The sequence below is a fragment of the Mycobacterium sp. PDNC021 genome (assembly GCF_048282635.1).
GTDB lineage: Bacteria > Actinomycetota > Actinomycetes > Mycobacteriales > Mycobacteriaceae > Mycobacterium > Mycobacterium llatzerense.
This window is the reverse complement of sequence record NZ_CP182502.1, coordinates 5,721,715-5,748,707: the sequence shown is the minus strand read 5'-3', so window position 1 is coordinate 5,748,707 and position 26,993 is coordinate 5,721,715. Positions and strand designations below refer to the sequence as shown.

General features: G+C 66.5%; 23 protein-coding genes and 1 riboswitch. Of the genes, 16 read left to right on the top strand and 7 right to left on the bottom strand.

Going from position 1 to position 26,993, the window contains the following annotated elements; all coding sequences use genetic code 11:
* Window positions 1-137: 137 nt before the first annotated feature.
* The 4 genes from ACNO8X_RS27500 (at window position 138) to ACNO8X_RS27485 (ending at window position 3,532) form a co-directional block, all read left to right on the top strand.
* A complete protein-coding gene (locus ACNO8X_RS27500; RefSeq protein ID WP_418003572.1) occupies window positions 138-1,592 on the top strand; it encodes an MFS transporter in 1,455 nt (484 codons plus the stop codon).
* Entirely contained in the window at window positions 1,564-2,001 is a 438-nt protein-coding gene (locus ACNO8X_RS27495; RefSeq protein WP_418003571.1) for a MarR family winged helix-turn-helix transcriptional regulator, read from the top strand. The genes ACNO8X_RS27500 and ACNO8X_RS27495 overlap by 29 nt, the downstream gene beginning before the upstream one ends.
* Before the next feature lie 50 nt (window positions 2,002-2,051).
* The gene (locus ACNO8X_RS27490) at window positions 2,052-2,417 is read left to right on the top strand and encodes an FKBP-type peptidyl-prolyl cis-trans isomerase (protein ID WP_043390939.1); all 366 of its coding nucleotides are present in this window, start codon (window positions 2,052-2,054) and stop codon (window positions 2,415-2,417) included.
* A gap of 116 nt (window positions 2,418-2,533) precedes the next feature.
* Window positions 2,534-3,532 (top strand): OmpA family protein, encoded by a 999-nt coding sequence (locus tag ACNO8X_RS27485; protein ID WP_418003570.1) that lies wholly within the window; start codon window positions 2,534-2,536, stop codon window positions 3,530-3,532.
* Window positions 3,533-3,567: 35 nt separating this feature from the next.
* Here the strand turns inward: ACNO8X_RS27485 and ACNO8X_RS27480 are convergent, their stop codons facing one another.
* Entirely contained in the window at window positions 3,568-5,004 is a 1,437-nt protein-coding gene (locus ACNO8X_RS27480) for a carotenoid oxygenase family protein (protein WP_418003569.1), read from the bottom strand.
* Between the two features lie 67 nt (window positions 5,005-5,071).
* Window positions 5,072-6,031 (bottom strand): oxygenase MpaB family protein, encoded by a 960-nt coding sequence (locus ACNO8X_RS27475; protein ID WP_418003568.1) that lies wholly within the window; start codon window positions 6,029-6,031, stop codon window positions 5,072-5,074.
* Between the two features lie 167 nt (window positions 6,032-6,198).
* Here ACNO8X_RS27475 and ACNO8X_RS27470 point away from each other — a divergent pair, with 167 nt between their 5' ends.
* A complete protein-coding gene (locus ACNO8X_RS27470) occupies window positions 6,199-6,882 on the top strand; it encodes a TetR/AcrR family transcriptional regulator (protein WP_418003567.1) in 684 nt (227 codons plus the stop codon).
* 14 nt (window positions 6,883-6,896) lie between these two features.
* Here the strand turns inward: ACNO8X_RS27470 and ACNO8X_RS27465 are convergent, their stop codons facing one another.
* Both ACNO8X_RS27465 and ACNO8X_RS27460 read right to left on the bottom strand, forming a co-directional pair.
* Window positions 6,897-8,237 (bottom strand): sensor histidine kinase, encoded by a 1,341-nt coding sequence (locus tag ACNO8X_RS27465; RefSeq protein ID WP_418003566.1) that lies wholly within the window; start codon window positions 8,235-8,237, stop codon window positions 6,897-6,899.
* A gap of 68 nt (window positions 8,238-8,305) precedes the next feature.
* Window positions 8,306-9,016: a response regulator transcription factor gene (locus ACNO8X_RS27460; protein ID WP_166651373.1), complete on the bottom strand. Its 711-nt coding sequence runs from the start codon at window positions 9,014-9,016 to the stop codon at window positions 8,306-8,308.
* 73 nt (window positions 9,017-9,089) lie between these two features.
* Here ACNO8X_RS27460 and ACNO8X_RS27455 point away from each other — a divergent pair, with 73 nt between their 5' ends.
* The 5 genes from ACNO8X_RS27455 (at window position 9,090) to ACNO8X_RS27435 (ending at window position 14,996) form a co-directional block, all read left to right on the top strand.
* Entirely contained in the window at window positions 9,090-10,079 is a 990-nt protein-coding gene (locus tag ACNO8X_RS27455) for a phospholipase D-like domain-containing protein (RefSeq protein ID WP_418003565.1), read from the top strand.
* The gene (locus tag ACNO8X_RS27450; RefSeq protein ID WP_418003564.1) at window positions 10,072-10,644 is read left to right on the top strand and encodes a chromate transporter; all 573 of its coding nucleotides are present in this window, start codon (window positions 10,072-10,074) and stop codon (window positions 10,642-10,644) included. The genes ACNO8X_RS27455 and ACNO8X_RS27450 overlap by 8 nt, the downstream gene beginning before the upstream one ends.
* Window positions 10,641-11,201, top strand: coding sequence for a chromate transporter (locus ACNO8X_RS27445; protein ID WP_418003563.1), 561 nt, complete (start codon window positions 10,641-10,643; stop codon window positions 11,199-11,201). The genes ACNO8X_RS27450 and ACNO8X_RS27445 overlap by 4 nt, the downstream gene beginning before the upstream one ends.
* 94 nt (window positions 11,202-11,295) lie before the next feature.
* The gene (locus tag ACNO8X_RS27440) at window positions 11,296-13,182 is read left to right on the top strand and encodes an ABC transporter ATP-binding protein (protein ID WP_418006056.1); all 1,887 of its coding nucleotides are present in this window, start codon (window positions 11,296-11,298) and stop codon (window positions 13,180-13,182) included.
* Entirely contained in the window at window positions 13,179-14,996 is a 1,818-nt protein-coding gene (locus tag ACNO8X_RS27435; protein ID WP_418003562.1) for an ABC transporter ATP-binding protein, read from the top strand. The genes ACNO8X_RS27440 and ACNO8X_RS27435 overlap by 4 nt, the downstream gene beginning before the upstream one ends.
* 4 nt (window positions 14,997-15,000) lie before the next feature.
* Here the strand turns inward: ACNO8X_RS27435 and ACNO8X_RS27430 are convergent, their stop codons facing one another.
* Window positions 15,001-15,840, bottom strand: coding sequence for a LuxR C-terminal-related transcriptional regulator (locus tag ACNO8X_RS27430; protein WP_418003561.1), 840 nt, complete (start codon window positions 15,838-15,840; stop codon window positions 15,001-15,003).
* Between the two features lie 58 nt (window positions 15,841-15,898).
* Here ACNO8X_RS27430 and ACNO8X_RS27425 point away from each other — a divergent pair, with 58 nt between their 5' ends.
* From ACNO8X_RS27425 to ACNO8X_RS27405, 5 genes are all read left to right on the top strand, one after another.
* Window positions 15,899-17,617: an AMP-binding protein gene (locus ACNO8X_RS27425; protein WP_418003560.1), complete on the top strand. Its 1,719-nt coding sequence runs from the start codon at window positions 15,899-15,901 to the stop codon at window positions 17,615-17,617.
* Window positions 17,617-19,239 (top strand): AMP-binding protein, encoded by a 1,623-nt coding sequence (locus ACNO8X_RS27420; RefSeq protein ID WP_418003559.1) that lies wholly within the window; start codon window positions 17,617-17,619, stop codon window positions 19,237-19,239. The genes ACNO8X_RS27425 and ACNO8X_RS27420 overlap by 1 nt, the downstream gene beginning before the upstream one ends.
* Before the next feature lie 326 nt (window positions 19,240-19,565).
* Window positions 19,566-19,736, top strand: a riboswitch (M-box (ykoK) riboswitch).
* Between the two features lie 303 nt (window positions 19,737-20,039).
* Window positions 20,040-20,192, top strand: a complete 153-nt coding sequence (locus ACNO8X_RS27415; protein ID WP_418006075.1) for a hypothetical protein — start codon at window positions 20,040-20,042, stop codon at window positions 20,190-20,192.
* A gap of 81 nt (window positions 20,193-20,273) precedes the next feature.
* Window positions 20,274-22,034: an NRAMP family divalent metal transporter gene (locus tag ACNO8X_RS27410; RefSeq protein ID WP_418003558.1), complete on the top strand. Its 1,761-nt coding sequence runs from the start codon at window positions 20,274-20,276 to the stop codon at window positions 22,032-22,034.
* A 137-nt stretch (window positions 22,035-22,171) separates the two neighbouring features.
* Window positions 22,172-22,918: an SDR family oxidoreductase gene (locus ACNO8X_RS27405; protein ID WP_418003557.1), complete on the top strand. Its 747-nt coding sequence runs from the start codon at window positions 22,172-22,174 to the stop codon at window positions 22,916-22,918.
* 6 nt (window positions 22,919-22,924) lie between these two features.
* On the opposite strand, the gene ACNO8X_RS27400 is transcribed toward ACNO8X_RS27405, so the two are convergent.
* Both ACNO8X_RS27400 and ACNO8X_RS27395 read right to left on the bottom strand, forming a co-directional pair.
* Window positions 22,925-23,677 carry an IclR family transcriptional regulator gene (locus ACNO8X_RS27400; protein WP_418003556.1) on the bottom strand — a complete coding sequence of 251 codons (753 nt, stop codon included), beginning with the start codon at window positions 23,675-23,677 and terminating at the stop codon, window positions 22,925-22,927.
* A complete protein-coding gene (locus tag ACNO8X_RS27395; protein ID WP_418003555.1) occupies window positions 23,674-25,131 on the bottom strand; it encodes an APC family permease in 1,458 nt (485 codons plus the stop codon). The genes ACNO8X_RS27400 and ACNO8X_RS27395 overlap by 4 nt, the downstream gene beginning before the upstream one ends.
* A gap of 254 nt (window positions 25,132-25,385) precedes the next feature.
* Between ACNO8X_RS27395 and ACNO8X_RS27390 the strand changes: the two genes are divergently transcribed.
* Complete coding sequence (locus tag ACNO8X_RS27390; RefSeq protein ID WP_418003554.1) at window positions 25,386-26,885, top strand: aldehyde dehydrogenase family protein; 1,500 nt, start codon at window positions 25,386-25,388, stop codon at window positions 26,883-26,885.
* The last annotated feature ends 108 nt before the right edge of the window (window positions 26,886-26,993 follow it).

The following is a 26,993-nucleotide window of genomic DNA, read 5'->3' as shown; positions in this document are numbered from 1 at the left end:
TGTACGGCAACACGCCGCGTTCCGCGTGCACTGGGAGCCCGCTCACGCGCGTCGAGCGGCCCCAAACTGATCACTGTCGCCAATGTCACTCCGGGCCGATGTTGCCCAAAGGATAGTTGTAGTTTCACAATAGTTGTGTGAATACAACTATCGACGCGCTCGACGGCCGGCGCAAGACGATCATCCTGATCTCCTGCTGCCTCAGTCTGCTGATCGTGTCGATGGACTCCACCATCGTCAACGTCGCCATCCCCTCGATCCGCGCCGACCTCGGCGCGAGCGCCACCCAGATGCAGTGGGTCGTCGACGTCTACACGCTGGTGCTGGCCTCGCTGCTGATGCTCTCGGGCGCCACCGGTGACCGCTTCGGCCGCCGGCGGGTGTTCCAGATCGGTCTGACGGTCTTCGCGTTCGGTTCGCTGTTGTGCAGCCTGGCGCCGACCGCCGACGCGCTGATCGGTGCTCGCCTCGTTCAGGGCATCGGTGGCTCGATGCTCAACCCTGTTGCGCTGTCGATCATTTCGCAGGTCTTCACCGGCAAGGTCGAGCGGGCGCGGGCGCTCGGTTTCTGGGGCGCGGTCGTCGGTATCTCGATGGCGCTGGGCCCGACGGTCGGCGGCCTACTGATCCACGCCATCGGCTGGCGTTCGGTGTTCTGGATCAACCTGCCGATCTGTCTGGCCGCCATCGTGCTGACCGCGGTGTTCGTCCCGGAGAGCAAGTCGGGCACCATGCGCGACGTCGATCCGGTGGGCCAGGGGCTGGCGGTGCTGTTCCTGTTCTGCCTGGTCTTCACCCTCATCGAGGGGCCGGGTATGGGTTGGACCCAGCCCCGCACGCTGATCATCGCGGCGCTGGCGGCGGTCGCCCTCATCGCCTTCCTGCGCTACGAGCGGCGGCGCCACGACCCGTTCATCGATCTGCGCTTCTTCCGCAGCATCCCGTTCGCCGGGGCCACCGTCACCGCGGTGCTCGCCCTGACCGCATGGGGTGCGTTCCTGTTCATGATGTCGTTCTACCTGCAGAACGAGCGGCACTACTCGGCCATGCACACCGGCATCATCTACCTGCCCATCGCCATTGGTGCCCTGGTGTTTTCACCGTTGTCGGGACGGATCGTCGGGCGCTACGGCGCACGCCCGTCGCTGATGGCCGCGGGCGTCTTGATGGCCTCGGCAGCGTTGATGTTGACGACGTTGACCGCGACGACGCCCATGTGGCGAGTGGTCGTCATTTTCGCGGTGTACGGCATAGGGTTCGCGATGATGAATGCGCCAGTGACCAACGCCGCGGTGAGCGGCATGCCGGTAGATCGCGCCGGTGCCGCGGCGGCCGTGACCTCCACCAGCCGGCAGGTGGGCGTGAGTATCGGTGTGGCACTGTGCGGTTCGATCGCCGGCTCTGCACTGGCCGGTAGCGGCATCGACTTCGCCACGCAGGCCCGGCCGCTGTGGTGGATGTGCGTCGGGGTGGGTGTGGCGGTCACCGTGCTCGGCTTCATCTCGACCTCGCCGCGCGCATTGCGCTCCGCCGAGCGACTGGCGCCGCTGATCGAGGGTTCCCATGAGCCGGAGCCGGCCGGTGTCCACTGATCCGTTGGCCGACGAGGTCTGGCAGGCCATGGCCGCCGTCGTCTTCGAACACCGCGACGGCTGGAAGCGCACAGTGGTAGACCAGTCCGGCCTACCGTTCAGCCGTATCCGGGTACTGCGTCGGGTGGCGATCCGGCCCATGACCGCCAAGCAACTCGCCGAGGCCACCACTATGGACGCCCCGGCTGCCACCGTGGTGATCAACGATCTCGAAGACCGCGGACTGGTTGTGCGCCAACTAGATCCGGGCAATCGGCGGTGCAAACTGGTTTCGCTCACCGAGGCGGGACAGGCCATGATCGACCGGATCAATCAGGCAGATGACCCTGCGCCGCCCATCTTTGCGACGTTGGACGCCGACGAGCTGGCCACGCTCCGCGATCTGTTGAGCCGCCTGCGCCGCCACTAGGGGCGCGGTTCCCGTCCACCCGCGATGGGTGCCCGACTACGGTGGTGTCCGTGGCAAACACCAAACCTGAGATCGAATTCCCGGACGGCCCGGCACCTGATTCGCTGGTGATCGAGGACCTCATCGTCGGCGACGGTGCCGAGGCGGTGCCCGGCGGCAACGTCACGGTGCACTACGTCGGTGTCGAGTACGACACCGGTGACGAGTTTGACAGCTCGTGGAACCGCGGCGAGACCATCGAGTTCCCCCTGCGCGGCCTGATCCAGGGCTGGCAGGACGGCATCCCCGGGATGCGCGTGGGCGGCCGGCGCAAGCTGACCATCCCGCCCGCACAGGCCTACGGCCCCGCCGGTGGTGGCCACCGGCTGTCCGGCAAGACGCTGATCTTCGTCATCGACCTCGTCGGCGCCCGCTGACCTGATCGACTTTCTGTCGGGCTTAGGGCCCGGCGGTTGTGGCGTGTCATGGCGGCAACCTGCCGTCTCCGCAGCCGTCGGGCCCTAGGCTCGAACTTGTTTTTGAGGAGGGTTGCGTGCCGGACACTGCTGACGTCACCGAGCCGTCCGGCGCCGTCCGTCGGGTGGGGACTCGCCGCGGCGTGGTTGCGCTGGTGATCGTGGTGGCCGTCGTCGCGGCGGTCGGTTGGGCGGTATTCGGCACCTCAGATGAGCACCGGACCCCGAGTTCGATCGCAGCGTCCGCTGCGGCGCCGGCTCCGGCGCAGCCCGAGCTGACCTCGGCGCCCTTCGCCCTGACGCGCGACGGCAACACCATCACCCTGACGGGCAGCCTGGCCAGTACCCGGTCGAAGTCCGAACTGGCTGCTGCGGTGAAAGCGCAGTGGCTGAACGCGACCCTGAACGACAAGACGAATGTCGTGGACGGTGCCGGGACTCCGGACATGTCGGTCATCGGCACCGTGCTCTCCACCGCCGATCAGATCCCGGATTTCGGATTGTCCATCGACGGCGCCACCATCACGTTGATGGGGACGGCGCCCAACCTCGACGTCGCAGGCGAAGTGCAGAGCGCTGCGGCCCTCGCGTTCCCCGGCGCGAAGCTGGCCAACAACATTCAGATTCCCGCACCGGGCGGGCCGGTGGCGCCATCCGTGCAGGCACCCACGTCAGCACCCGCGCCTGCGCCCGCCCCGGCCCCGACCGGCGGCTCCTGCGCGAAGGTGCAGGCGGACATCACCGAGATGCTGCGCACTCCGATCAGCTTCGTCACCGGCGGGTCGCAGATGACGTCGGAGTCCCGCAAGGTGCTGCAGCAGGTCGCGGACAAGATCAAGGGTTGCCCCAACGGCGCGGTGACCGTGGTCGGCTACACCGACAACGAAGGCAGCGACGCCGTCAACCTCAAACTGAGCGACACCCGCGCCAAAGCCGTTGCCGCCGCGCTGGTTTCGAACGGCGTCCTGGCGTCGAAGATGACCGCCCGCGGCGCCGGCTCCGCCAACCCGATTGCCGACAACAGCACCGCGGAAGGCCGGGCGAAGAACCGCCGGGTCGAGATCACAGTCGGCTGAACGCGGTTCGCCGCACAGCTGTTCGTGGGGTCAACTCATGGCGGGGTGATGCGCTCGGTAAAGCTGCCGTGAAAGCCCGGGAAATGGTGGCCGGGCAGGATGGCGATTGCGTGTGCCGCATTTTCGATGGCGGCGGCGTCGATGATGTGCAACTCGGTGCGATGCTCGGCAGCGTTGTAAGCGACGACCAGGAGCCAGCCGTCGTCCTCGTCGGCGTTGCGGGTCTTGGGGACGAAGATCGGCTCACCGGGGAAGGTATTTGCCGAAAAGGTATGCAGGCGTTGGGTGTTGGCCCGTCGGTCGATTTTCACGATGGCCCCGCTGTCCTGCTCTGCTGAGGCCAGGTAGGTGTAGCGGTGCTCGCGACCGGTGCGGCGTTCGTCGTGGGTGGGAAATTCGGTTGCGGGACTGGGATAGTCGGTAACGGTCACCGTTCCGCCGGTGGAGATGCGAAGCCTTGCGGGCCAGCCGGCGACGGGAAGGGGCTCGGCGCGGAATCGCTTGGCTGCCTGGCTGAGGAACGCGAATGACTCGTGGCGCACCAGATCGAGGACGACATCGCCGTGGTCCTCGTAGGCATTGTCGACGTGCACGTAGACCAGCGGATCGCACTCGATGATGCGGGGTTTTCCGCCTGTGCGCGGAACGAGAATGACCTTCATTCCTTGCTGCGGGCGATAGTCCGCGCTGTCTCCGAGGGTTCCCTTGCCCAGGGCGGCCAGCGCCGCGGTTACCGGGTCGACGGTGATCGGAGCCAGCGCGAACACCAGAAATTGTGGAGTGATGGCGAAGTCGTGCTGGATGTAGATGTGCTCGAGCGGGATCGTGGCGAGTTGGCTCAGCCGGCCGGCTGGGTCTACCCGGAAGCATCGAAGGCACGCGACGGTGCGGCCCTCCAGCGACGGGGCGAAGTCGAGCCCGAAATTGAACAGTTCCCCGGTGGCCGGATCGATGCGTGGATGCGGTGAAAAGCGCGAGAATGACGGGAGTTTGCCGTCGAACGTGCACGGGCCGAGTGTCGACAAGTCGTCGAGGTCAATCTGCCAGGGTCGCCCAGCGTCGCTGAGTGCGAGAAGCCGGTCGGCGTGGACGACGGCGTGGGTGTTGGCGGCATCAGCCGGCCCGCGGCCGACATTGTCGTGCAATCGCCGAGCTTGCGTGTAGACACCGCGAATGCGAGCCCCGTGGCCGCGAAGCTCCTTGCGGCGCTTGGGAGTGTCTACGTACCGCGACCGGAAACGGACCTTCCCGTCGGTGATGGTGAACTTGACCATCAAACCGTCGCCGTCAAACGGGTGTGCTCCGTTGAACCCGCCCGATTCCCAGTCGGCTGGGCCATTCCGATAGAGCGTGCCCCTCAACTCTTGTGGCACCGACCCGGTGATCGGCAGCGTCACCTCATCGGGTTGCTCCCTGGCTGCGCGGTACATGCCCAGAAGGCCGATTGCCCCGTCGTTGCTGGTGATGGTCATGGTTGAACCTCCGAAAGCGTCTGTGTGTGGTCTGGCGGTGTCGGCGATGCGACACGTCCGTGGATGTCTAGATCGGGCACTTGGCTACGGATCGATGCTTGTCGTGCGCGGTGAAGTCGGTGAGTTCCCGCTTGCGCATGGCGTTGACGATGCGCTGATGTTTGCGCGCGTGGTAAGCCAATGGTGCGTAAGCGACTCGTTCGGGCAGGGTTTTCACGATTCCCCGATAGACCCGGAACGCGGCTTGGAGTTCGAGCTCCTCGGTGCGGCTCCACGAGACGTTGAGTATTTCCCGGATATTCGCCGGGAGAGTCCCGATGAGAGTCAGCCGCAGGACTTCCGCCGGGATTGAAGCAGCGGTTTGCGCCAGCCGTTTGGTGGCCGGTCGTAACGGTCGCGGTACCTGACGCGGAACTGTCAGCGGTGGATTCTTGCTGAGATTGTGCACGATGTTGTTCGCAACGTAGGTGTTCTCGAGGACCTCATCGACCATCTTGTCGAAGTAGGGCCAGAACTCGGTTCGGCTGGCGGGAATCTGGTTCTTGGGCACCTGTGTGATCCGGGCGATTCTCAGCATGTCCTGGTAGAGCTCGTCTTCCTCGGCCTCGGTGTACTTGCGCCCCAAAATGAGCGGCGCGCTCCACACCGCGGACGGGAATGCGGTGGCGATAACCCAGGCATAGGCGCCCGGATGCAGTGCGCTGATGTGTTGGCCCTCCGGGGATGTCATCTGCAGTGGCTGATGCATCGTGCGGAGCCAGTACCCGTGTTCGATGGCGGCTTTGCCGCCGAAAGTCCATTGCTGCACCGCATCGAATGATCGGATAGCGCGACCGAGGGGATCGGTGTCGTATACCGAGAACCTATCCACGACCGAGCCGATGACTGGATGCATCGCCTGCAGTAGAAACGCCGCGCCATTGACTGGTAGCCCTGCCCATTGGCCGAAGACGGTGCCCATGTGGCCCAACGGGTCGACCAGATCGGGGATCGGTTGCAGCCAGTGCTCGGCCCGTGCACCGGCCATGTCGGCGCCAGCGTCGGCAAATATTGGAACAGCTCCACTGCTACTTCCGAGTTCAGGTGTTTCGGTCGTAGTTTCCATCGCTGCCACTGTTAAAACTCCTCATTCTGTGGGCGTATCGCGGCGTGCACGCGATCGCTGGCAAATTCTGATGCAGTCCGGCACCAGAAATGGGGCTGCGGGTAGTGTGCACCTTGCCACCTTTCGAGTCAACAGACTGCGCGCCGACCTTGCCTCCATCGCCGACCGTCCGCCCGTACCGCGGGATCGCTGCGTCGCAGCGCCGTGCTGAGCGGTGTGCGGCGTTTTTGGCGGCCGCCTATGAGTTGTTGGTCGAGTCGGGCCCCAGCGCAGTGTCGAAACGCGCGGTGTGTGCGCGTGCGCAATTGAACGATCGGTATTTCTACGAGAGCTTCGCGAACAGTGACGCCTTGCTTCTCGAGCTCGTACATGACCGCACCGAGAGTGGCATCAGCCTGGTCACTGCTGCGATGAGCGCGGCCGGGCCGGATGTCTCCGACCAACTGCGCGTCGCTGCCCGGGCTGCCGTGGATTTCGCCGTGACGGACCGGCTCAACGGCCCGCTGCTGTTGGCCTCCTACTCACACGAAGTCCTGCAGCAGGCACGCCAATTGGCCATTCACCGTCTGGCCGTCGTGACTACCCGGATGGCCGCCATGGCCAAAGGACAGTCGGCCGACGATCCGTCCCATCCCGATCCGGCCCTGTACGTATTCGCCAGCGGTGCACTGGAACTCGTTGCAGGCTGGCTGCGAGGTGAGTTCCCTATTTCCAAAGAGCAACTTGCCGAGCACGTCGCCTCCGCTCTGGCCGCGGCGACGCGGTTGCCGTAGGGCGGCCGGGGAATCTAGTGATGCCCGGGCAGGCGCAGCAGCAGCCGCGTCCCGCCGAGGGGGCTGGTCTCCAATGTCGCGGTACCGCCGTGTAATTCGGCCTGCTGGGCGACCAGGGCCAGGCCCAGTCCCGAGCCTGAATGCGACGCGGTGGAGCCCCGGCTGAACCGCCCGAACACCTTGAGTCGTTCGTCTTCGGGGATACCGCAGCCGTCGTCGTCGATGGCGATCTCAACCCCGGCCCGCGAACTGACCGCCGACAGTTGAACTTTCGACGCGCCGCCGTGCTTCACCGCGTTGGCGATCGCGTTGTCCACCGAAAGCCGCAGTCCGGCAGGCAGTCCCACGATGATGATCGTCGGCGCCGGCACCAGCGACACCTCCAGATCGGGGTACACGCGCATGGCGTCGTGCGCTGCGCGGTCCAGCAGTTCGGTGATGTCCACGGGCACATGGTCATCGACGGTGGAGAGCTCGCCCTGCGCCAGCCGCTCCAGCGCCCACAATGTGGTCTCGATGCGCGACTGGGTACGGACCACGTCGCTCAGCACTTCTTTGCGCTGCTCGTCCGGCAGATCGAGCATGGTCAGGATTTCGACGTTGGTGCGCATGGCAGTGAGTGGGGTACGCAACTCGTGCGCGGACACCGCGGCGAAGTCGCGGGCTGACGCCAGCGCGGCCTTGGTCCGGCCTTTCTCCTCCCACACGCGATCCACCAAACCCTTGACCGCGTCGGCGATGTCGACGGCTTCGGTGGCGCCGCGGACGTCGATGTCGGGTGCCTCACCCTCAGGATCGATGTCGCGGGTCTGCTGGGCCAGGCGTTTGAGCGGACGCACCGCGAACGCGGCCAGCGCCCAGCCCGCCAGGGCCGCCGCGCCAATCGCGAACGCACACAAGGCGATTACCCGGCGGTGCAGGTTGTTGGTATCGACGATCGTCGCGTCGTACGTGGCCCCGACCGCAACCAGCATCGGGTCCGGCATGTGAATCTGAACCGTCCGCACCCGATAGCGGATGCCCTTGACGTCGGTGTCGGCGTAGCCGACGGGTAGCTCGGGCAGCACGACGTTCGAGTTCGAGCTGACCTGGCCGTTCCGGCGTGCGGTGATGACGACGTTCTCGTCGTGCGGCGGCCGCGGAATCTCGTCCAGCCCGCGCGGCAGGAACGGGATCGCGAAACCGGCTGCCTCGTCGAGCCGCCGGTCCAGACGCTCCTTGCGGTCGTTGGTGATGCCGATCCACACGATGGTGCCGACGATCCCGACCACGATGGCCGCGGCAATACCGGTGGCGAACGCGACGCGCGACTGCAGCGACGGGGTTCGGCGGAAGACCCGCGCCAGCACGTTCACGCCTCTACTGCCGTCTGTTCGTCGCGCGGGCGCTCATCAGCTCACTCGGTTCTTCGCGCAGGCGCTCATCACTGCTGCCTGAGTACGAACCCCACGCCGCGGACCGTGTGCAACAGTCGCGGCGCTCCGTTGGCCTCCAGCTTGCGGCGCAGGTAGCCGATGAACACGTCGACGACGTTGGTGTCGGCGGCGAAGTCGTATCCCCACACCAGCTCCAGCAGCTGGGCGCGGGACAGCACGGCGGTCTTGTGCTCGGCCAGCACGGCCAGCAGGTCGAACTCGCGCTTGGTCAGGTCGACGTCGGCGCCGTTGACGCGGGCCCGCCGGCCCGGGATGTCGACCTCGAGCGGCCCGACCGCGATGGTCTCGGACGAGAACGTCGCCGTCGCGCCCCGTCGGCGCAGCAGCGCCTTGACCCGTGCGACCAGCTCGGCCAGGACGAACGGCTTCACCAGGTAGTCGTCGGCGCCGGCTTCCAGCCCCGCGACCCGGTCGTCGACCGAGCTGCGGGCCGACAACACACAGACCGGTACGTCGTTGTCCATGGCGCGCAGTGCGGTGACGACGCTGACGCCGTCCAGCACCGGCATGTTGATGTCGAGAATGATGGCGTCCGGCCGGAATTCGGTGGCGCTGCGCAAGGCCTCGGCACCGTCGACCGCGGTCGACACCTCGAATCCGGACAGCCGCAGTCCACGCTCCAATGAGGCCAGCACGTCCGGGTCGTCGTCGACTACGAGCAGACGGGGCGAGGCGCTTCCGCTATCCATGCGCCTCATCTTGCCCGATGGCCACCTCTTATTGACGGAGGCACGTCTGGCAGCCCCTATTCGGTGCTAGCATCCGGCGCTTATGGGGCCTGAGTCGCCGCGCGTCATCGTCCAACCCGATGACGGTGTGCAGCCGGTGCGGGAGTTCATCGCATCGGCGCAGAAATCGCTGCTGATCAAACAATTCACGTTCACCGAGCCGTCGCTCGTGGCGGCGGTGATCGAGCGGCACCTGGCGGGGGTCACGGTGCGCGTCATGCTGAACCCGGCCCGCTCCGGTGGGGACCGCGCCAATGACGAGACGTTCGAACAGTTCTCGGACGCCGGAGTGAACGTGCAGTGGTCCAATCCGTCGTTCTACGTGACGCACGAGAAGTCGATCGTGGTCGACGAGACGGCCGCGCTGGTGGCCACCTTCAACTTGTGCGAGAAGTACTTCACGCTCACCCGCGACTACGGCTTCATCACCACCGATGCCGAGCATGTCGCGCAGATCGTCGAGGTGTTCGACGCCGACTGGTCCCACACCGATTGGGCGCCGTCGCAGTATCACGGGCTGTTGTGGAGCAACTCGAATTCGCGGTACCACATGGCGAAATTCATCGACACCGCCGAACAACACCTGCGCATCCAGCACCCCAAGTACGTCGACGCCGTCATCCTCGATCACATCGCGGCGGCGGTGGGCCGCGGCGTGAACGTCCATGTGCTGTGCGGCGGTAAACACGGCATCAGCGAGTGGGACATCCTCGACACCTTCGCGTCGCTGCGGACCCTGCGCCGGTTCGGCGCCAAGGTGCGCAAGCAGAAGAATCTGCGGGTGCACGCCAAGCTGGTCATCGTCGACGACCGCGAGGCCCTGGTGGGGTCGATGAACATCGACCGCAGCGCCTTCGACCTGCGCCGTGAACTGGGTGTCATGGTCCACGACCCGGATGCGGTCGGGCAGCTGACCCAGGTGTTCGACGCAGACTGGGAGACCTCGCACCACTACGAGCCGCCGGATCCGCTCGACGCCTCGCAGCATCACGAGGACGACTTCCCGCACGACCCCGAGTTGGTCCATGAGTGAGCAGATCGACTCGACAGCACAACGGGTTTCGTTGTTCGAGTTGGTCCTGACGTTCAACCACATCGCGTTGGCGTCGTTCGGTGGCGGCCTGTCGGCCTGGTCCCGTGAGGTGCTGGTCGTGGAGAAGGGCTGGCTCGGGGATGCCGAGTTCCTTTCGGCCACAACGATGTGCCGCATCCTGCCTGGTGCCAATCAGGTCAACATGGCGGTGTTCGCCGGTACCAAGATGCGCGGCTTCCCGGGTGCCGCGGCCGCGGTATTCGGCTTGTGCGCCATGCCTTTGGTCATCGTGCTGGCGCTGTCGTTCGCCTACTTCCGGTTCAAGGAGGTGCCCGCCGTCAAGGGTGTCCTGCACGGCGCGTCGGCGGCGGCGGTGGCCCTGACCTTGACGATGGTGCTCAAGACCGGTCAGAAGTGCCTGACGGGCGTCGTGCCGGTCCTGCTGTTCGCCGGTGCCTTCGTGCTCAACGGCGTCTTGCGGTTTCCGTTGTTGGGGACGCTCGCGATCCTGGCTCCGCTCAGCCTGATCTGGGCGTGGCCCCGTGAACGTGCTGCAGCAGCATGAGCACAGCAGCCCTGTCGACCTACGTCCAGCTGATCGGGCTGTTCGGCATGCTGTCGCTGCTGTCCATCGGCGGCGGCAACGTGGTGCTGCCGGAAATGCACATCAACGCCGTCAACGGCAGGCATTGGCTGACCAACAATCAGTTCGCCGACCTGTTCTCGATCTCCCAGACCGCGCCGGGGCCGAGCATCCTCATCGTGTCGATGGTCGGCTACGGCGCCGGCCTCAAAGTGGCCGGGATTCCCGGGGCGATCATCGGCGGCGTCATCTCGATGATCGCGATGGTCGTCCCCGCCGCGATGTTCGTCTACGTCATCACGTTGATCTGGCAGAAGGCCGAGCGCTCCAAACTCCGCCGCGCCGTCGAGAAGGGTTTCGCCCCGCTGACGGTCGGCCTGATCCTGGCGGCGTCGCTGGTCATGAGCCGTGCCGCCGACCATGAATGGCGGGCGTACACCGTCACGGCGGTGTGCACCGTGATCTTCATGCTCACCAAGCTCAACCCGCTGATCGTGGTGGCTGCGGCCGGCGTGGTGGGGTATCTGGGTTTCATCTGACCGGCGCCATCTGGGCTGGTCGCCCCGCCGCGCCGCGGGATTGTCGGTGGCACATGGGAGCATTGAAGTTGTTGTGTCAGATGTAGCCCCGCCCATGCAGTCGGCTCCGGTGATCGCCCCGGTGCCGGGGCGGCAGCGTGCGTCGGCGGACCTGCTGCGCCTGTTGCCGTACCTCGGGCCGTATCGCGGCCGGTGGGCTGCCATGCTGCTCACCGCGTTCGTCGGGCTGGGTGTGACGGTGTCGATCCCGCTGGTGACAAAGGCGGTGATCGACGGCCCGGTGCGGCACCAGGATCAGCAGGGTCTGTGGGTGCTCGGTTCCGCCGCGCTGGCGCTGGGTCTCGTCGAGGCGGTCCTGTGGTTCATCCGGCGCTGGCTCGGGGCCCGCGCGACCATGGGCGTCGAGGCCGACATCCGCAAGGAGCTCTACGCGCGGCTGCAGATTCTGCCGATGTCGTTCCACCGGCAGTGGCAGTCCGGGCAATTGCTGTCCCGCGTGATGAACGACCTTGGCACCATTCGCCAATTCCTGGGATTCGGCCTGCTGTTCTTGGTGCTCAACACGATTCAGATCATCGTGGTGACGGGCATCCTGCTGGCCATGTACTGGCCGCTCGGTGTGGTGGTGCTGGTGTCGGTGCTGCCGGTGACGGTGACGATCTTCAGGTTCGAGCGGCAGTTCAGCCGGCTGTCCCGGCAGGCGCAGGATCAATCCGGCCATGTGGCAACGCATGTCGAGGAGTCGGCGCTGGGCCTGCGGGTGATCAAGTCGTTCGGCCGCGAGGACTATGTCTACGAGCGGTTCGACGAGCGGGCCATGGCCCTGTACGACGCCGAGGTCGGCAAGGTGGCGGTGTCGGCGCGGTTCTGGACGCTGCTCGAGGTCATCCCCAATCTCACGCTGATCGTGGTGCTGGGGTTCGGCGCGTACGCGGCCGGGCACGGCCTGGTGACCATGGGCACGCTGGTCGCGTTCATCACCATGATGCTGTCGCTGGTCTGGCCCATCTCGTCGCTGGGCTTTCTACTGTCGATGATGCAGGAGTCGATGACCGCGGCCAATCGCGTCGCCGAGATCTTCGACGCACCAGTGGATATCAGCGACGGACCGGTCAACACCGCGCCGCGCGGTGGGCACCTCGAATTGCGTGACGTCGGCTTCCGTTTCCCCGACGCGGCGCCTGACGACTGGGCGCTGCGCCACGTCTCGGTGACGGTGGAACCGGGCGAGACGCTGGCCCTCGTGGGCGCGACCGGATCAGGGAAATCAGTTCTGGCGGCGCTGTTCTCACGGCTGTACGACGTCACCGAAGGCGCGATCCTGCTCGACGGCCGTGATATCCGCGAGCTGTCGCTGCCTGCCCTGCGTAGCGCCGTGGCCACGGCCTTCGAGGACCCGACGCTGTTCTCCATGTCCGTCGTCGAGAACCTCACCCTCGGCCGCGGTGCCGACGATCCTGCCACCGACGACGAGATTCACGCGGCCATCGACATCGCCGCCGCTCGGTTCGTCTACGACCTGCCGTTCGGCCTGGACACCCGCATCGGTGAGCAGGGCATGAGCCTGTCCGGCGGTCAGCGCCAACGTCTTTCGCTGGCCCGCGCCATCCTGGCCGCGCCCGCGTTGCTGGTCCTCGACGACACCCTCTCGGCCCTGGACATGCACACCGAAGCCGAGGTCACCGTCGCGCTGCGACGGGTGCTGACGTCGGTGACCGGCATCGTGGTGGCGCACCGGGCGTCGACCGTGCTGCTGGCCGACCGGGTGGCACTGCTGCAGAACGGCACCATCACCCGCATCGGCACCCACACCGAATTGTTGGCGCAGGCACCCGAATACCGCTATCTGTTGTCGGCCGACGACGCGCTCGACGACGGCGCCGAATGCAGTTGCGATTGGGAGCAGGACGCCGAGCGCGATCGGCTTGAGCAGCTGTATCTGGAGCAGAGCGACGAAGCCGAAGAGGTGCGGAGGCGATGAGCACCGAGAGCTGGCGCGGCCAGACTGTTGATGCGGCCCCGGACCTGCCCATCGACGAGAACGTGTCGCGGCGCCGCGAGGCCCGTATGCTGCTGGGTTCGCTGCTGCAGCCGTACCGGGTTGCGGTCCTGCTCCTGGGTCTGGTCGTGGTGGTGGAAAACGCTGCGCGCCTGTCGGTTCCGCTGCTGGTGCAGCGCGGCATCGACCACGGCATCCCGCCGATCCTGCACGGCGGCCCGGCCCGCGAACTGCTGCAGGTCGTGGCGGCCCTGTGCGTTGTGGTGGTGCTGCAGGCCAGTTTCCGGCTGTTCTTCCTGAATCGGTCGGGCCGTATCGGGCAGAAGGTGCTGCTGGAACTGCGCCGCCGGGTGTACCGGCAGTTCCAGCGCCTCGACGTGGCTTTCCACGACCGTTACACCTCGGGCCGCGTGGTGAGCCGGTCCACCAACGACATCGAAGCCATCCAGACCATGCTGTCGACGGGTTTCGACAGCCTCATCACTGCCGTGCTCACCTTGGGCGGCACCGCCGTGCTGCTGGTGACCCTGGACGTGCGGCTCGGACTGATGTGCCTGGGCGCCTTCCCGCTTCTGGTGTTGTTGGTCGCCTGGTTCCGCCGCGAGTCGTCCAGGACGTACCGCGTCGTCCGGGAACGGGCGGCGCTGGTGATCGTCCAGTTCGTCGAAACCATGACGGGCATCAAAGCCGTGCAGGCGTACCGCCGCGAGCCGCGAAACCAGGAGATCTTCGACGACGTCGTCGACGACTACCGCGTCATCAACGAACGCACCATGACTCTGCTTGCGGTGTTCATGCCCGGGGTCAAGCTGGTCGGCAACATCACCACCGGTCTGGTGCTGCTGTACGGCGGATACCTGGTGCTGCACGGCCGGATGACCATCGGCATGCTGACGGCATTCCTGCTGTACCTGCGCATGTTCTTCGAACCGATGCAAGAGATTTCGCAGTTCTTCAACACATTCCAGTCCGCCGCCTCGGCGCTGGAGAAGCTGGCCGGGGTACTCGGTCAGCAGCCGGCGATCATGGATCCCGCCGACCCCGTCACCCTCACCGCAGTGAAGGGAGACATTGCTTTTCGTGGGGTCAGCTTCGGCTACACCACGGAGCGGCCAGTGCTGCCGGAATTGAATCTGACGGTGCCTGCGGGGCAGACCGTCGCCCTCGTCGGTGCCACCGGTGCGGGCAAGACGACGATCGCCAAACTCATCGCGCGCTTCTATGACCCGGTCACCGGCGCCGTGACCCTCGACGGCATCGATCTGCGCTCGATCGCCCAAGCTGAGCTGCGCCGGCATGTCGTGATGGTGACGCAGGAGAACTTCATGTTCGCCGGCAGCGTCGCCGACAACATCCGGTTCGGCCGTCCCGACGCCACCGACGCGGAGATTCGTGCGGCGGCGGAAGCTGTTGGCGCCGAACGGTTCATCGACAACCTGCCCGACGGCTACGACACGGACGTCGCCAATCGGGGCGGAAGGCTGTCGGCGGGCCAACGCCAGTTGGTCGCGTTCGCGCGGGCGTTCCTCGCCGACCCCAAGGTGCTGATCCTGGACGAGGCGACGTCCTCGCTGGACATCCCCACTGAGCGTCTGGTGCAGCGCGCTCTCGCCACCGTCCTCGCCGGGCGTACCGCGCTGGTGATCGCGCACCGGCTCTCCACTGTGCAATCGGCGGACCGGGTGCTGGTCCTCGATGGTGGACGTATCGTCGAGGACGGTGCGCCCGACGATCTGGTCGCGCAGAACGGGCGGTACGCCGCGCTGCACCGCGCCTGGATCGACTCGCTGGCCTGACCGGTCAGGGGATCAGTCGCAACTGCCGCGCTTTCGACACCGCCTCGTGCCGGGTGTGGGTGCCGAGTTTCGTTGCGGCACTGCGCAGGTAGCTCTTGACTGTCTCGAGCTTCAGCGAGAGCCGCTGGGCCGCTTCTGTATTGGTGCAGCCCAGCGCGATCTGCGCCAGCACGTCGAGTTCCCGGGGGCTCAGCGGACTGGCCGGCGCCGGCCCGCCGGCCAGGGCCTCGGCCAGCCGGTCGGCGAGATGACCCAGGTGCGCCGGCGCGACCTGCTCGCCACCGGCTGCCAGTCGACGCAGCTCGGCGTGCACCTCACGGATGTGTTCGGCGTTGACCACGGTGTCGGTGGACGGGGCCTGTTGCAGCCGCAGCCGGCGGTCCACCTCGTCGCGGATGGCCAGTTCGTCGGCCAGCCGCTGGGCCGACGTCATCATCAAGTCGATGGCCCGTCCGCCGAACGGTGCGGCGGAGCGGTACGCGCCGTAGAGCACGGCCCGGGTTCGGCCGTCGACGACGACTGGCACCGACAGGATCGACCGGATGCCCTCGGACAGCACCGGCGTGTCGTAGTCGTGGGTGATCGACGGCGCGCGTCGGTAGTCGGCCACCGCCAGCGGCTGGCCAGACACCATGCTGGCCCCGCCGAGACCGAGCGTCGACCGCACCACCAGGCCCCGCAGCCGGCCGGTCCGGGTGCCGTAGAACTCGGTGAGCAGCAGCGCGTCGTCGTGCACCTCGCCGCCGAACATCACCGGCACCGCGCCCTCGGTCCCGATCCGTCGCAGCTCAGCGCGCACGGCGTCGGTGTCGCGCGGACGCAGCAGGGTCGGGCCGGTGGTCACGGTCAGTACCCTCTTTCGGGGGTAGCGGGCGGGTACGTGTGACGTAGATCCTACGTTCATGGCGACAGACGCTGGGATCACGACCAACACCGAGCAATATCGCGCCGCGCGGGACCGTCTCGTGGCATCGATCGGTGACTACGCGCAGGCCGTCGACACCTTCCGCTGGCCGCGGCTGACCGGCACGTTCAACTGGGCCACCGACTGGTTCGACGTCATCGCCCGCAGTCCGGAGCGCGCCGCTCAGGTGGCGCTGTGGATCACAGAAGAGGGCGGGGATGAGCAGCGGTACACCTTCGCGGAGATGGCCGACCGGTCCGACCAGGTGGCGACGTGGCTGCGGTCGCTCGGCGTGGGCAAGGGCGACCGGGTGATCGTGATGCTGGGCAACCAGGTCGAGCTGTGGGAGTCGATGCTGGCCGTGGCGAAGCTCGGTGCGGTGGTGATGCCGACGACCGGCGCGCTGGGCCCGGCTGATCTGGCGGACCGGATCACCCGCGGCGGGGCGGGCTTCGTGATGGCGGGCGCTGCCGACGCGGAGAAGTTCGCGTCCGTCGATGGGCAGTACACCGGGATAGTCGTCGGGGATTCGGCGCCGGGCTGGCACTGCTATGCCGATGCGTATCAAGTGGTTTCGGCGGGTCCGTTCACCGCCGTCACCGAGGTGGACGATCCGCTGCTGGTGTATTTCACCTCGGGTACCACCAGCAAGCCCAAACTTGTTGAGCACTCGCAGGTTTCGTATCCGGTCGGGCATCTGTCCACGATGGCCTGGATCGGAGTGACGCCGGGCGATGTGCACCTGGCGATCAGCTCGCCGGGCTGGGCCAAGCACGCCTGGAGTTGTGTGTTCGCGCCGTGGATCGCCGAGGCGACCATCTTCGTCTACAACTACGGCCGCTTCGACGCCGCCGCACTCATGGGGCAGTTGCGTCGCGCCGGCGTCAACACCCTCTGTGCGCCGCCGACGGTGTGGCGGATGCTGATCCAAGCCGATCTCGGTGCCAAACCCGAAGGGCTGCGCGAGATTCTGGGTGCCGGGGAGCCGCTGAACCCCGATGTCATCGCGAAGGTGCAGGACGCCTGGGGCCTGACGATCCGTGACGGCTTCGGGCAGACCGAGACCACCCTGCTGGTGGGCAACACCCCGGGGCAACCCGTCAAGGCGGGTTCGATGGGGCGGCCGATGCCGGGTGTGCCGGTGTTGCTGGTCGACCCGGTGACCGGCGAGCCGGCCGACGAGGGCGAACTCTGCCTGGAGCTGAGCGCGCACCCGCTGAACCTGATGACGGGCTATCTCGGTGACCCGCAACGGAATGCGGCCGTCATGGCGGGCGGCTACTACCACACCGGTGACGTGGCCTCCCGTGACAGCGACGGCTACATCACCTACATCGGCCGCACCGACGACGTGTTCAAGTCGTCGGATTACAAAGTGTCGCCGTTCGAACTGGAGAGCGTGCTCATCGAGCATCCGGCGGTGGTGGAGGCCGCGGTGGTGCCCCAGCCCGATGACACCAGGCTCGCCGTGCCGAAGGCGTACGTCTGCCTGGCCGCGGGCTGGAGCGCCGACGAGGAAACCGCACGGTCCATCATGGAATTCGCCCGCGATCACCTGGCGCCGTATCTCAAGGTCCGCCGGGTCGAATTCGGCGATCTTCCGAAGACGATTTCCGGGAAGATCCGACGCGTGGACCTGCGCAAGCGTGAAGATCAAGCGCATGCGGCCGGCACCCCGATCGCATCGGAGTACCGCTACGAGGACCTGGTGAACTGATGCTGAGCTACGACGCGGGGCCGACCGACACCCCGATCCTGGAAGAGACCATCGGGGCCAACTTCGAGCGCACTGTTGCCGCTTACCCCGACACCCTGGCGTTGGTCGACCGCGGACAAGGCCTGCGATACACCTACGCCGAGTTGAATTCCGAAGTCGATCTGATCGCCCGGGGCTTGCTGGCTCGCGGCATCGAGAAGGGTGACCGGGTCGGCATCTGGTCACCGAACTGTGCGCAGTGGATCGTGACGCAGCTCGCGACGGCCAAGATCGGCGCCATTCTCGTCAACGTGAATCCGGCGTATCGGGTGCACGAACTGGCGTATGCGCTCAACCAATCCGGGATGCGCATGCTGATCTCGGCGACGTCGTTCAAGACGTCCGACTACGCGGCGATGATCGAGGATGTGCGTCCGCAGGTACCCAGCCTCAGTGACGTCGTCTACGTGGACAGCGCCGACTGGGATGAGTTACGTTCCGGCAGTGCGGCTGTCGGCGCCGATGCCTTGGCGGCGCGGCATGCCACGCTGTCCAACACCGATCCGATCAACATCCAATACACCTCAGGCACAACGGGATTCCCCAAGGGGGCGACGCTGTCGCACCGCAACATCCTGAACAATGGCTACTTCACCACGGAGGGCATCAACCTGCAGGCGGGGGAGCGGTTGTGCGTTCCGGTGCCGTTCTACCATTGCTTCGGCATGGTGATGGGTGTGCTGGGCTGCATGAGTCATGGTGCAGCGGTGGTGATTCCGGCCCCCGGTTTCGATCCCGCTGCCACCCTCGATGCCGTCGAAGTCGAGCAGTGCACGGGCGTCTACGGGGTGCCGACGATGTTCATCGCGATGCAGACCCACCCGTCGTTCAGCGGACGGGACCTGTCGAGCCTGCGCACCGGCATCATGGCCGGCTCGGTGTGCCCCGTCGAGGTGATGAAGCACTGCGTCGCCGACATGCACATGGCCGAGGTGGCCATCGCCTACGGCATGACCGAGACCTCGCCGGTGTCCTGCCAGACGTTGATCGATGACGACCTGGATCGCCGTACCGCGACCATCGGCCGGGCGCATCCCCACATCGAGGTGAAGGTCGTCAATCCGGAAACCGGTGAGACGGTGGAGCGCGGCGAGCCGGGCGAGTTCTGCACTCGCGGTTACTCGGTGATGCTCGGGTACTGGAACAACGACGAAAAGACCAGGGAAGCCATCGATTCCGAAGGCTGGATGCACACCGGCGATCTCGCGGTGATGCGCGAAGACGGCTACTGCGCGGTGGTCGGCCGGATCAAGGACATGGTGATCCGTGGTGGCGAGAACGTGTATCCGCGCGAGATCGAGGAATTCCTGTACACCCACCCGGACATCGAGGACGCCCAGGTGATCGGCGTACCCGACGCCCGCTACGGCGAAGAGATCTGCGCATGGCTGCGGATGCGCCCGGGGGCGGAGCCGCTGGACGCCGTGGCAATCCGGGAATTCACAGCAGATCGACTGGCACACTTCAAGATTCCACGCTACGTGCACATCGTCGACGAGTTCCCGATGACGATCACCGGCAAGGTCCGCAAGGTCGACATGCGCGCCGAGAGCGTCCGCATCTTCGGTCTCGAACAGCCCTGAATTGGAGCCGTTGGCTCTGCGCATACGCACACTGGCTCTCGAACTTTTGGGACGTAGGCGCAAGGTCAACGCAGAAATCGTCCTCCCTCCTGCGCGCCTTCGGCCCCGAGCTGTCACAAATCCGGACACTGTCAGCCGATGGTGACAGCCTCAGATCGCAAGTGTTGCAACAGAGTCCGTGATTCGCAGCCACGACTTCGACTCCGCCACGAATGTGCGCGTGGATCGTGATTCTCGGTGGAATCGCGATCTGCACGCACCCTCGGGGTCGCCGGCGTCACAGCCCCAAGTTGACGGGTCCGCGCACCGGGGTTACCTTTGGTTGGTCAGCACCTCGCTAGGCGAGGCTCCTGAACGAACAGAAGCCACTGATCCGACGACGTCGAGAGACGCCCAGGGTCAGGACAGGTCTCCCCGGATTAAGGGGTTACCCAAAGTGGCTATCCGCTCGCGGATTACGTCGTTCAGTGCCGAAGCTCTGACGAGAGGGGTGTAAGTGGCACCGAGTTTTATCGGGTTCTTGATGCCGAGTTCGGATGCTGCGTCCTCCCCTGCGTGTTGTCATAGATATGCGTGACACAACTGCCCCGACCGGGGCCTGGCAGCGAGGAGGTGAGGGGCGAATGAAACCTGGCGATGGTCCGAGTTCCAGTCCGGAGCGAAAACCCAACGTGAACAACTTCATTCAAGCTCTCCCGCAGCCCTGCCGACTCGTCATCGGGATGGTCGTCTGACCGACGGCGCCTGATCGACGCGCGCTGTTGTCGGCCCGCGGGACTGATCCCGACAGGAGCCCTGTCATGACCGTATTTCGTATCACCTCAGTCCGTCGTATCGCCCGGATGGTGCACACCCGCACGCACCTGACTCCGCAGGAACGGCACAACCTTCAGATGTCGCAGACGCCGCTCGCGGTGATCTCGGCCTCCCTTGGGGCACACCCCGACCTCTGACCGTTCGGCCGCACGGTCCGCCCACCGATTTGGTGGGCGGACCCGTGCTGTGCTGCCATTCTCCCCGAGAGGAATCTCGCCATGGCCCTCTTCGCTCGTACGCCGCGACCCGCCGGTGGAACGTCAGTGACACAACATGATTCACCGAGCACCGCGGTGCTCGACACCGCGCACGTCGGCGATATCGTCGGCGCGCTCGGCACCATCCGCACCGACGAGACCACGACGGGTCGCAGTCGCTGGCAGCGACTGAAGATGCTGCTGGTGGTGATGGGGCCCGGCCTCATCGTCATGGTCGGCGACAACGATGCCGGCGGTGTCGCCACCTACGCGCAGGCCGGCCAGAACTACGGCATGGCGCTGATGTGGACGCTGGCACTGCTGATCCCGGTGCTGTACGTCAACCAGGAGATGGTGGTCCGGCTCGGTGCGGTCGCCGGCGTGGGACACGCGCGGCTGATCTTCGCCCGGTTCGGCAAGTTCTGGGGTGCGTTCAGTGTCGGTGACCTGTTCATCGTGAACGCGCTGACGATCGTCACCGAATTCGTCGGTGTGTCAATGGCGTTGAACTACTTCGGGCTGCCCAAGTCGATCTCGGTGCCGCTCGCGGCGGTGCTGCTGTTCGCCGTGGTGGCCGGTGGTTCGTTCCGCCGTTGGGAGCGTTTCATTTTCGCGCTGATCGCCATCAACATCGTGATCTTCCCGTTGGCGTTCATCGTGCACCCGTCGGCAGCGGACACCGCGCGTGGTCTCGTCCCGTCGTTCCCCGGCGGCCTGAACTCGACGCTGTTGCTGCTGATCGTCGCGATCGTCGGCACCACCGTCGCGCCGTGGCAGCTGTTTTTCCAGCAGTCCAACATCGTCGACAAGCGGCTGACCCCCAAGTGGATTCGCTACGAGCGGGTCGACCTGTGGATCGGCATCGTCGTGGTGATGGTGGGCGCGGTCGCGATCATGGCTGCCGCCGCGTTCGGGCTCGGTGGCACCGCCGCAGCCGGGAACTTCACCGACGCGGGCGACGTGGCAACGCAATTGGGCCAGCACGTGTCTCACACCGCGGGCGCGCTCTTCGCCATCCTGCTGCTCGACGCCTCGCTCATCGGGGCCAACGCTGTTGGACTGGCCACCACCTACGCACTCGGCGACACCTTGGGCAAGCGGCACTCGTTGCACTGGAAGGTCAGTGAGGCGCCCGCCTTCTACCTGGGCTACGCCGCGCTGCTCGCGGTGGCGGCGGCGGTGTCGTTCAGCCCGGATCACGTACTGGGGCTGCTGACTCAGGGTGTCCAGGCGCTGGCCGGGGTGCTGCTGCCGTCGGCGACGGTGTTCCTGGTGCTGCTGTGCAACGACAGGGCCGTGCTGGGGCCGTGGGTCAACACGATGCGGCAGAACATCATGGCCGGCGTGATCGTCTGGGCGTTGGTGCTGCTGTCCTTGGCGCTGACAGCCGCGACGTTCTTCCCGAATCTGACTGCCGCACAACTTGAGTGGGGCTTCGGTGCCGGTGCGGCCGTCGGCGTGCTCGGTGGGGTGGCCATCGCCGGTGCGGGGCTGCGGTCGCGGCGCACGCAACGGAAGCAGGCCGCCGCGGCGGTCGCCGCTGAACTGGGTGGCCTGGACCCCGAGCAGGTGGAGGATCTGGACGAGCAGCCCGACGATCGTGGAGTCCGGAAGGCGCTGCGGAACCAGGAGCGGGACAGCTTCCGCACGCCCGCCCTGGACACCCTGGATCGTCCGGCCTGGTCGCCGCTGCGGGTGGCCGGCATGGTGGCATTGCGCGGCTACCTGCTGGTGGCGGTGGTGCTCGTCGGGGTGAAGGTCGCCGAGGCGATCACCGGCTAGACCCGGTTAGGTGGGGCACGGTGGCCGTGCTGCCGTGCCCCGCGTCGCGTCGATTTCGCAATCTCGGCCCGCTGTGCGACGTAGGCTGGGTGTCCGACTCCCAAGTCGGCGGGGCGACGACGAAAGGTGTTGGCACAGTGAAGGTGACAGTAATGGGGGCCAGTGGCCTCATCGGAACGCTACTGGTTGACCTCTTGACTCGGGAGGGCGAGGACGTGGTCGCGGCGTCACGGCGTTCCGGTGCCGACGTCTGCAGCGGCGCGGGCCTCGCCAAGGCGCTCGCGGGCGCCGACGCCCTAGTCGACGTCACCAACTCGCCGTCCTTCGAGGACAGCGAAGTGATGGACTTCTTCGTCGCATCGACCACCAATCTGGTGGCCGCGGCACGGGCGGCCGGGGTGGGCCACTATGTCGCACTGTCGATCGTGGGAGTCGACGAGTTGCCGGACAGCGGCTACCTGCGCGCCAAGGTCGCCCAGGAGCGGATCATCGCGTCGTCGGGGCTGCCCTACACGATCGTGCGGGCCACGCAGTTCCGCGAGTTCGCGCAGGCGATCGTCGAGTCGATGGTTGTCGAGGCCGCAACGGACGAGGGCGACGAGCACGATGTGCGGGTGCCGGATGCGCTGATTCAGCCGATCGCGGCCGACGAAGTGGCGGCCTTCCTCGCCGAGGTCGCGATAGAGCCACCGCGTAACCACGTGGTCAACATCGGTGGGCCCGAGAAGATCCCGTTCTCCCGGCTGGCTCGCGAGGTACTGGCCATCCATCACGACGATCAGCGGGTGGTGGTCGATCCGCGGGCGAAGTACTTCGGTACGACGCTGAAGAAGGACAGCCTGGTCACCGGGGACGGCGCGATGATCGCCTCGATTCCTTTCTGATCGGCGTCATGCCAGCAGGGGTGCCAATTGGGTTGCGTAGTCCTGTAATACCGGAATCTGGCGGTGCAGTAGCTGATCCTGTTCGGCCCGGCCGGACATCGCCACCGCGGCCACCAAGGTCGCAGTGGTGGACCGGACCGGTACCGCAACACACGCGAAGTCGGGCCGCAGCTCACCGGTCTGGGCCGCGCACCCACGCTCGCGGACCTCGGTGAGTTGTTCGGCCAGAGCCGATTTCGACGTGACGGTGCGGTCGGTCAGCGCGGCCGGCGCGGGTCCGAGCAGCGCGTCGGCATCGCGCTTCTCCGCGAGCAACAGCTTGCCGACCGCACTGGCATGCAGGTTCCGGTTCAGCACCGACTCGTCTGCCGGTGGCGGGTACTCGCCGTCGGCGTCGGCGAGGCGCACCGAGGTGTTGGTGAAGTAGAACAGGTGTACCCCGAAGCGCACCGACAGCCGCAGCTCGGCCAGCGTCTCGCGGGCCTTGGTGCACACGGCGGGGGAGACGGCGGCGTCGATCAGCAGGCCCATCCGCGGGCCCAGTGCGAACCCCGACAAGTCCGGCAGGCGCACGATATAGCCATCGGCGACAAGGAGATTCAGCAGCCGGTAGGTGGTGGCGGACGGCATGGACAGGTGCTCGGCGATGTCCTTGGCGGTGACGCCGGTGCCGGCCAGCGCGACCGCCTCGAGCACCTGCAGCGCGCTCTGTACGGCTTTGGGCTGACGGCCCGACAGCGCGCCGTCGGCGGGGCTCATCGGCGCACCTCCCACGGGTTGTAGTCGGCGAACACGTCGCCGGCGATGGTCTCGTCGAACACCCCGACCCGTTCGGCCAGATCGGGCACCCGACGGCGGCGCACCAGGAATGCCGCCAGACCCGCTGCCAGCAGAACGGAGTAGACCGCGGTGGCGATCCACACCGGCGACGCCACCGTCAGCGCGGCCCAGATGATGATCGCGACCATGGTGGCGGCGGTGGCCAGTCCGACGATCAGCGGGACGGTGGTGAGCTCGCCGATCCGGCGCAGAAATGCCGGAGTGGCAAGGCACACCAGCAGATACGCCACGATGTAGCCGTGCGCCGACACCGCCAGCAGCCCGACGAGGACGTCGCGGCTGGACTCCGCGGCGAACAGGTAGCCGACCGGCACGGCGACGATCACCGGCACCGCGACGCTGAGTGCGACGTGCGGCGTGCGGTACCGCCGGTGGGCGTGGCCCATCGTGTCCGGCAGTAGGCCTTCGCGTCCCATCGCGAACAGCGTCCGCGACAACGCGGTGGTGGAACCGATCACGCACGCGATCCAGGACGCGGTGATACCGATCTCCATGGCGACGGACAGCGCACCGGCCAGGGTGTCGGCCGAGTCCGGCAGGGAGAGCACGATGGGCGTCGACCCGGTTCGGGTCTCGATACTGCCGGTGGCCTGCAGGACGGCGGCGAAGGTGTACAGCGCACCCAGGGCCAGCGGCGTCCAGCGGATGGCCCGCGTCACGGTGACGAACGGGCGCTGGGCCTCGCGAGCCACGGTACTGGCGCTCTCGAACCCGACGTACGAGGTGATGGCGAGCAGGATGGCGAAGCCCAGGGCTGAATGTGGCGCATCGGCAACCGTTTTCGATGATGCGGCGCTGCCGGTGACGGCTCCGCCGAAAGCGATCATCAGGACTACGCCGGCCACCACGATCGCGAACAATTCGACGGCCAGCGAGATGCGCGCCGACAGTCTGATGCCCCGCACCATGAGAATCAGCGCGGCGCCGCCGACCAGTACGGTCAGGCCGGCGATGACGGGCTTGCCGGTCGGTACCCCCACCCGGCCCAGTAGCGCCGCCATGTAACTGGCCGCGCCGAGCGCGCTGGCCATCGCCGCCGCTGCGTAGCCGATGACCAGCGACCAGCCGGCCGCGATGCCGGGCACCGGGCCGAGGCCCTTGACGGTGTAGCTGTACAGCCCGCTGACCGCGACCATCCGGGTGGAGAACTGGGTGATGCAGTAGCCGACCGCGGTCATCATGAGGGCGGTCAGGATGAACACCGCGATCGTGAGGTGCCCGGCCGCCGGTAGGACCAGCGCCGGCAGGGTGACCATCACCGCCGACGGGGCCACCGCCGAGACCGACTGCCCGAGAACCTGGGTGAACGTCAGCTGTGCGCGCTGAAGCCCGGCGACCGGCGAGCGGCTCCGGATGGTGCGGGTGGGGCCCATTTGTCGGAAGGTAGCCGATCGCCGCCGACCCCGACAGCGTTGTCGGGTAAACATCCAAAATCTTCAAATGAGAATCTGCGTCGGGACCGACGTCGGGGGAGCCCACTCGTAGCCCCCAAATCGGCCCGAGCTGCGATTATCAACCGGTCCGAATGAGAATGGTGAAGCCATTTCAAATGAGAATCCGAATACCGTAAATACCCATTCGGAATTAGTGGTGACGCGCACCACATCGAAGCGTAAACATGATTTCCATGACAGCCACGCTCAGCGCCGATCTGGACCCGCGGACCGCCGATTTCATTTCCCGTCCGCTGCAGATGTACGTCGACGGTCAGTGGGTCGAGTCGGTCTCCGGCCGGCGGTTCGACACCGTGGACCCCGCGACCGAGCAGGTCATCACGACGGTCCCGCACAGCGGCCCCGAGGACGTCGAGCGCGCGGTGCGGGCGGCCCGGCGAGCGTTCGAGGACGGCCCGTGGCCGACGATGACGCCGGCGCAGCGGCAGCGGATGATCTGGCGGATCGCCGAGGGCATCACCGCCCGGGCCGACCAGTTCGCGGAGTTGGAGAGCGTCGACAACGGCAAGTCCGTCGCCGTCGCCAAAGCCGTCGACGTGACCTGGGCTGCGGAAATCTTCTACTACTACGCGGGCTGGGCCACCAAGATCGAGGGCCGCACCGTCCCGGTGTCGGTCCCGTGGGCTCCGGGCGGCAAGTTCCACGCCTTCACGCTGCGTGAGCCCGTCGGCGTCTGCGCCCAGATCACCCCGTGGAACTTCCCGCTGGTCATGGCCGCGTTCAAAGTCGCACCGGCCCTGGCCTGCGGGAACACCGTCATCCTCAAGCCTGCCGAGCAGACCCCGCTGACCGCGCTGCTGCTCGCGGAGGTGATCGCCGAGGCCGGGGTCCCGGCCGGGGTGTTCAACCTGCTGACCGGCTTCGGCGACGTCGGCGCTGCCCTGTCCGCGCACAACGGCGTCGACAAGGTCGCCTTCACCGGATCGACCGAGGTCGGCAAGAAGATCGTCAACGCCGCCTCCGGCAACCTCAAGAAGGTCTCGCTGGAACTGGGTGGCAAGAGCCCGCAGGTGGTCTTCGCCGACGCCGATCTCGAGGCCGCGATTCCCGGCGTGGCCGGCGGATTCCTGTTCAACCACGGCCAGACCTGCACCGCGGGCACCCGACTGCTGGTCGAGGACACCATCTTCGACGAGTTCACCCAGGGTGTCGCCGAGCACGCCGCCGGTCTGCGGATCGGGCCCGGCCTGGACCCCACCAACGACATCGGGCCGCTGGTCTCGCGTGAGCAGCTCACCAAGGTCACCGGCTATCTCGACGACGGCATCGCGCAGGGTGCGCGCGCCCTGGCCGGCGGTGGCCGCCATGGTGACACCGGCTTCTACGTGCAGCCCACGCTGCTGGTCGACGTGAACCGCGACTTCAACGTCTACCAGGAAGAGATCTTCGGGCCGGTGGCCGTGGCGGTGCCGTTCAACCGCGACCGCGGGGTGCGGGAAGCGGCCAACGACACGCCCTACGGCCTGGCGGCCAGCGTGTGGACCCGAGACGTGTCGACCGCACACCGGGTGGCGCAGCAGATCAAGGCCGGCACCGTGTGGGTCAACTGCCACAACGCGTTCGACACTGCCCTGCCATTCGGGGGGTACAAACAGTCGGGCTGGGGTCGTGAACTCGGCGAGGGCGCCATCGCCGAATACACCCAGACGAAAGCCATCAACGTCGCGCTGTGAATTCGCCGGTCAAATGAGAATTCGCTGAACCGGTAATTCTCATTTGAACTCACCGAAGCCTTACCGCACCGCAACCAATTCACATTCAATTCCAGCGAAGGTGCTGTC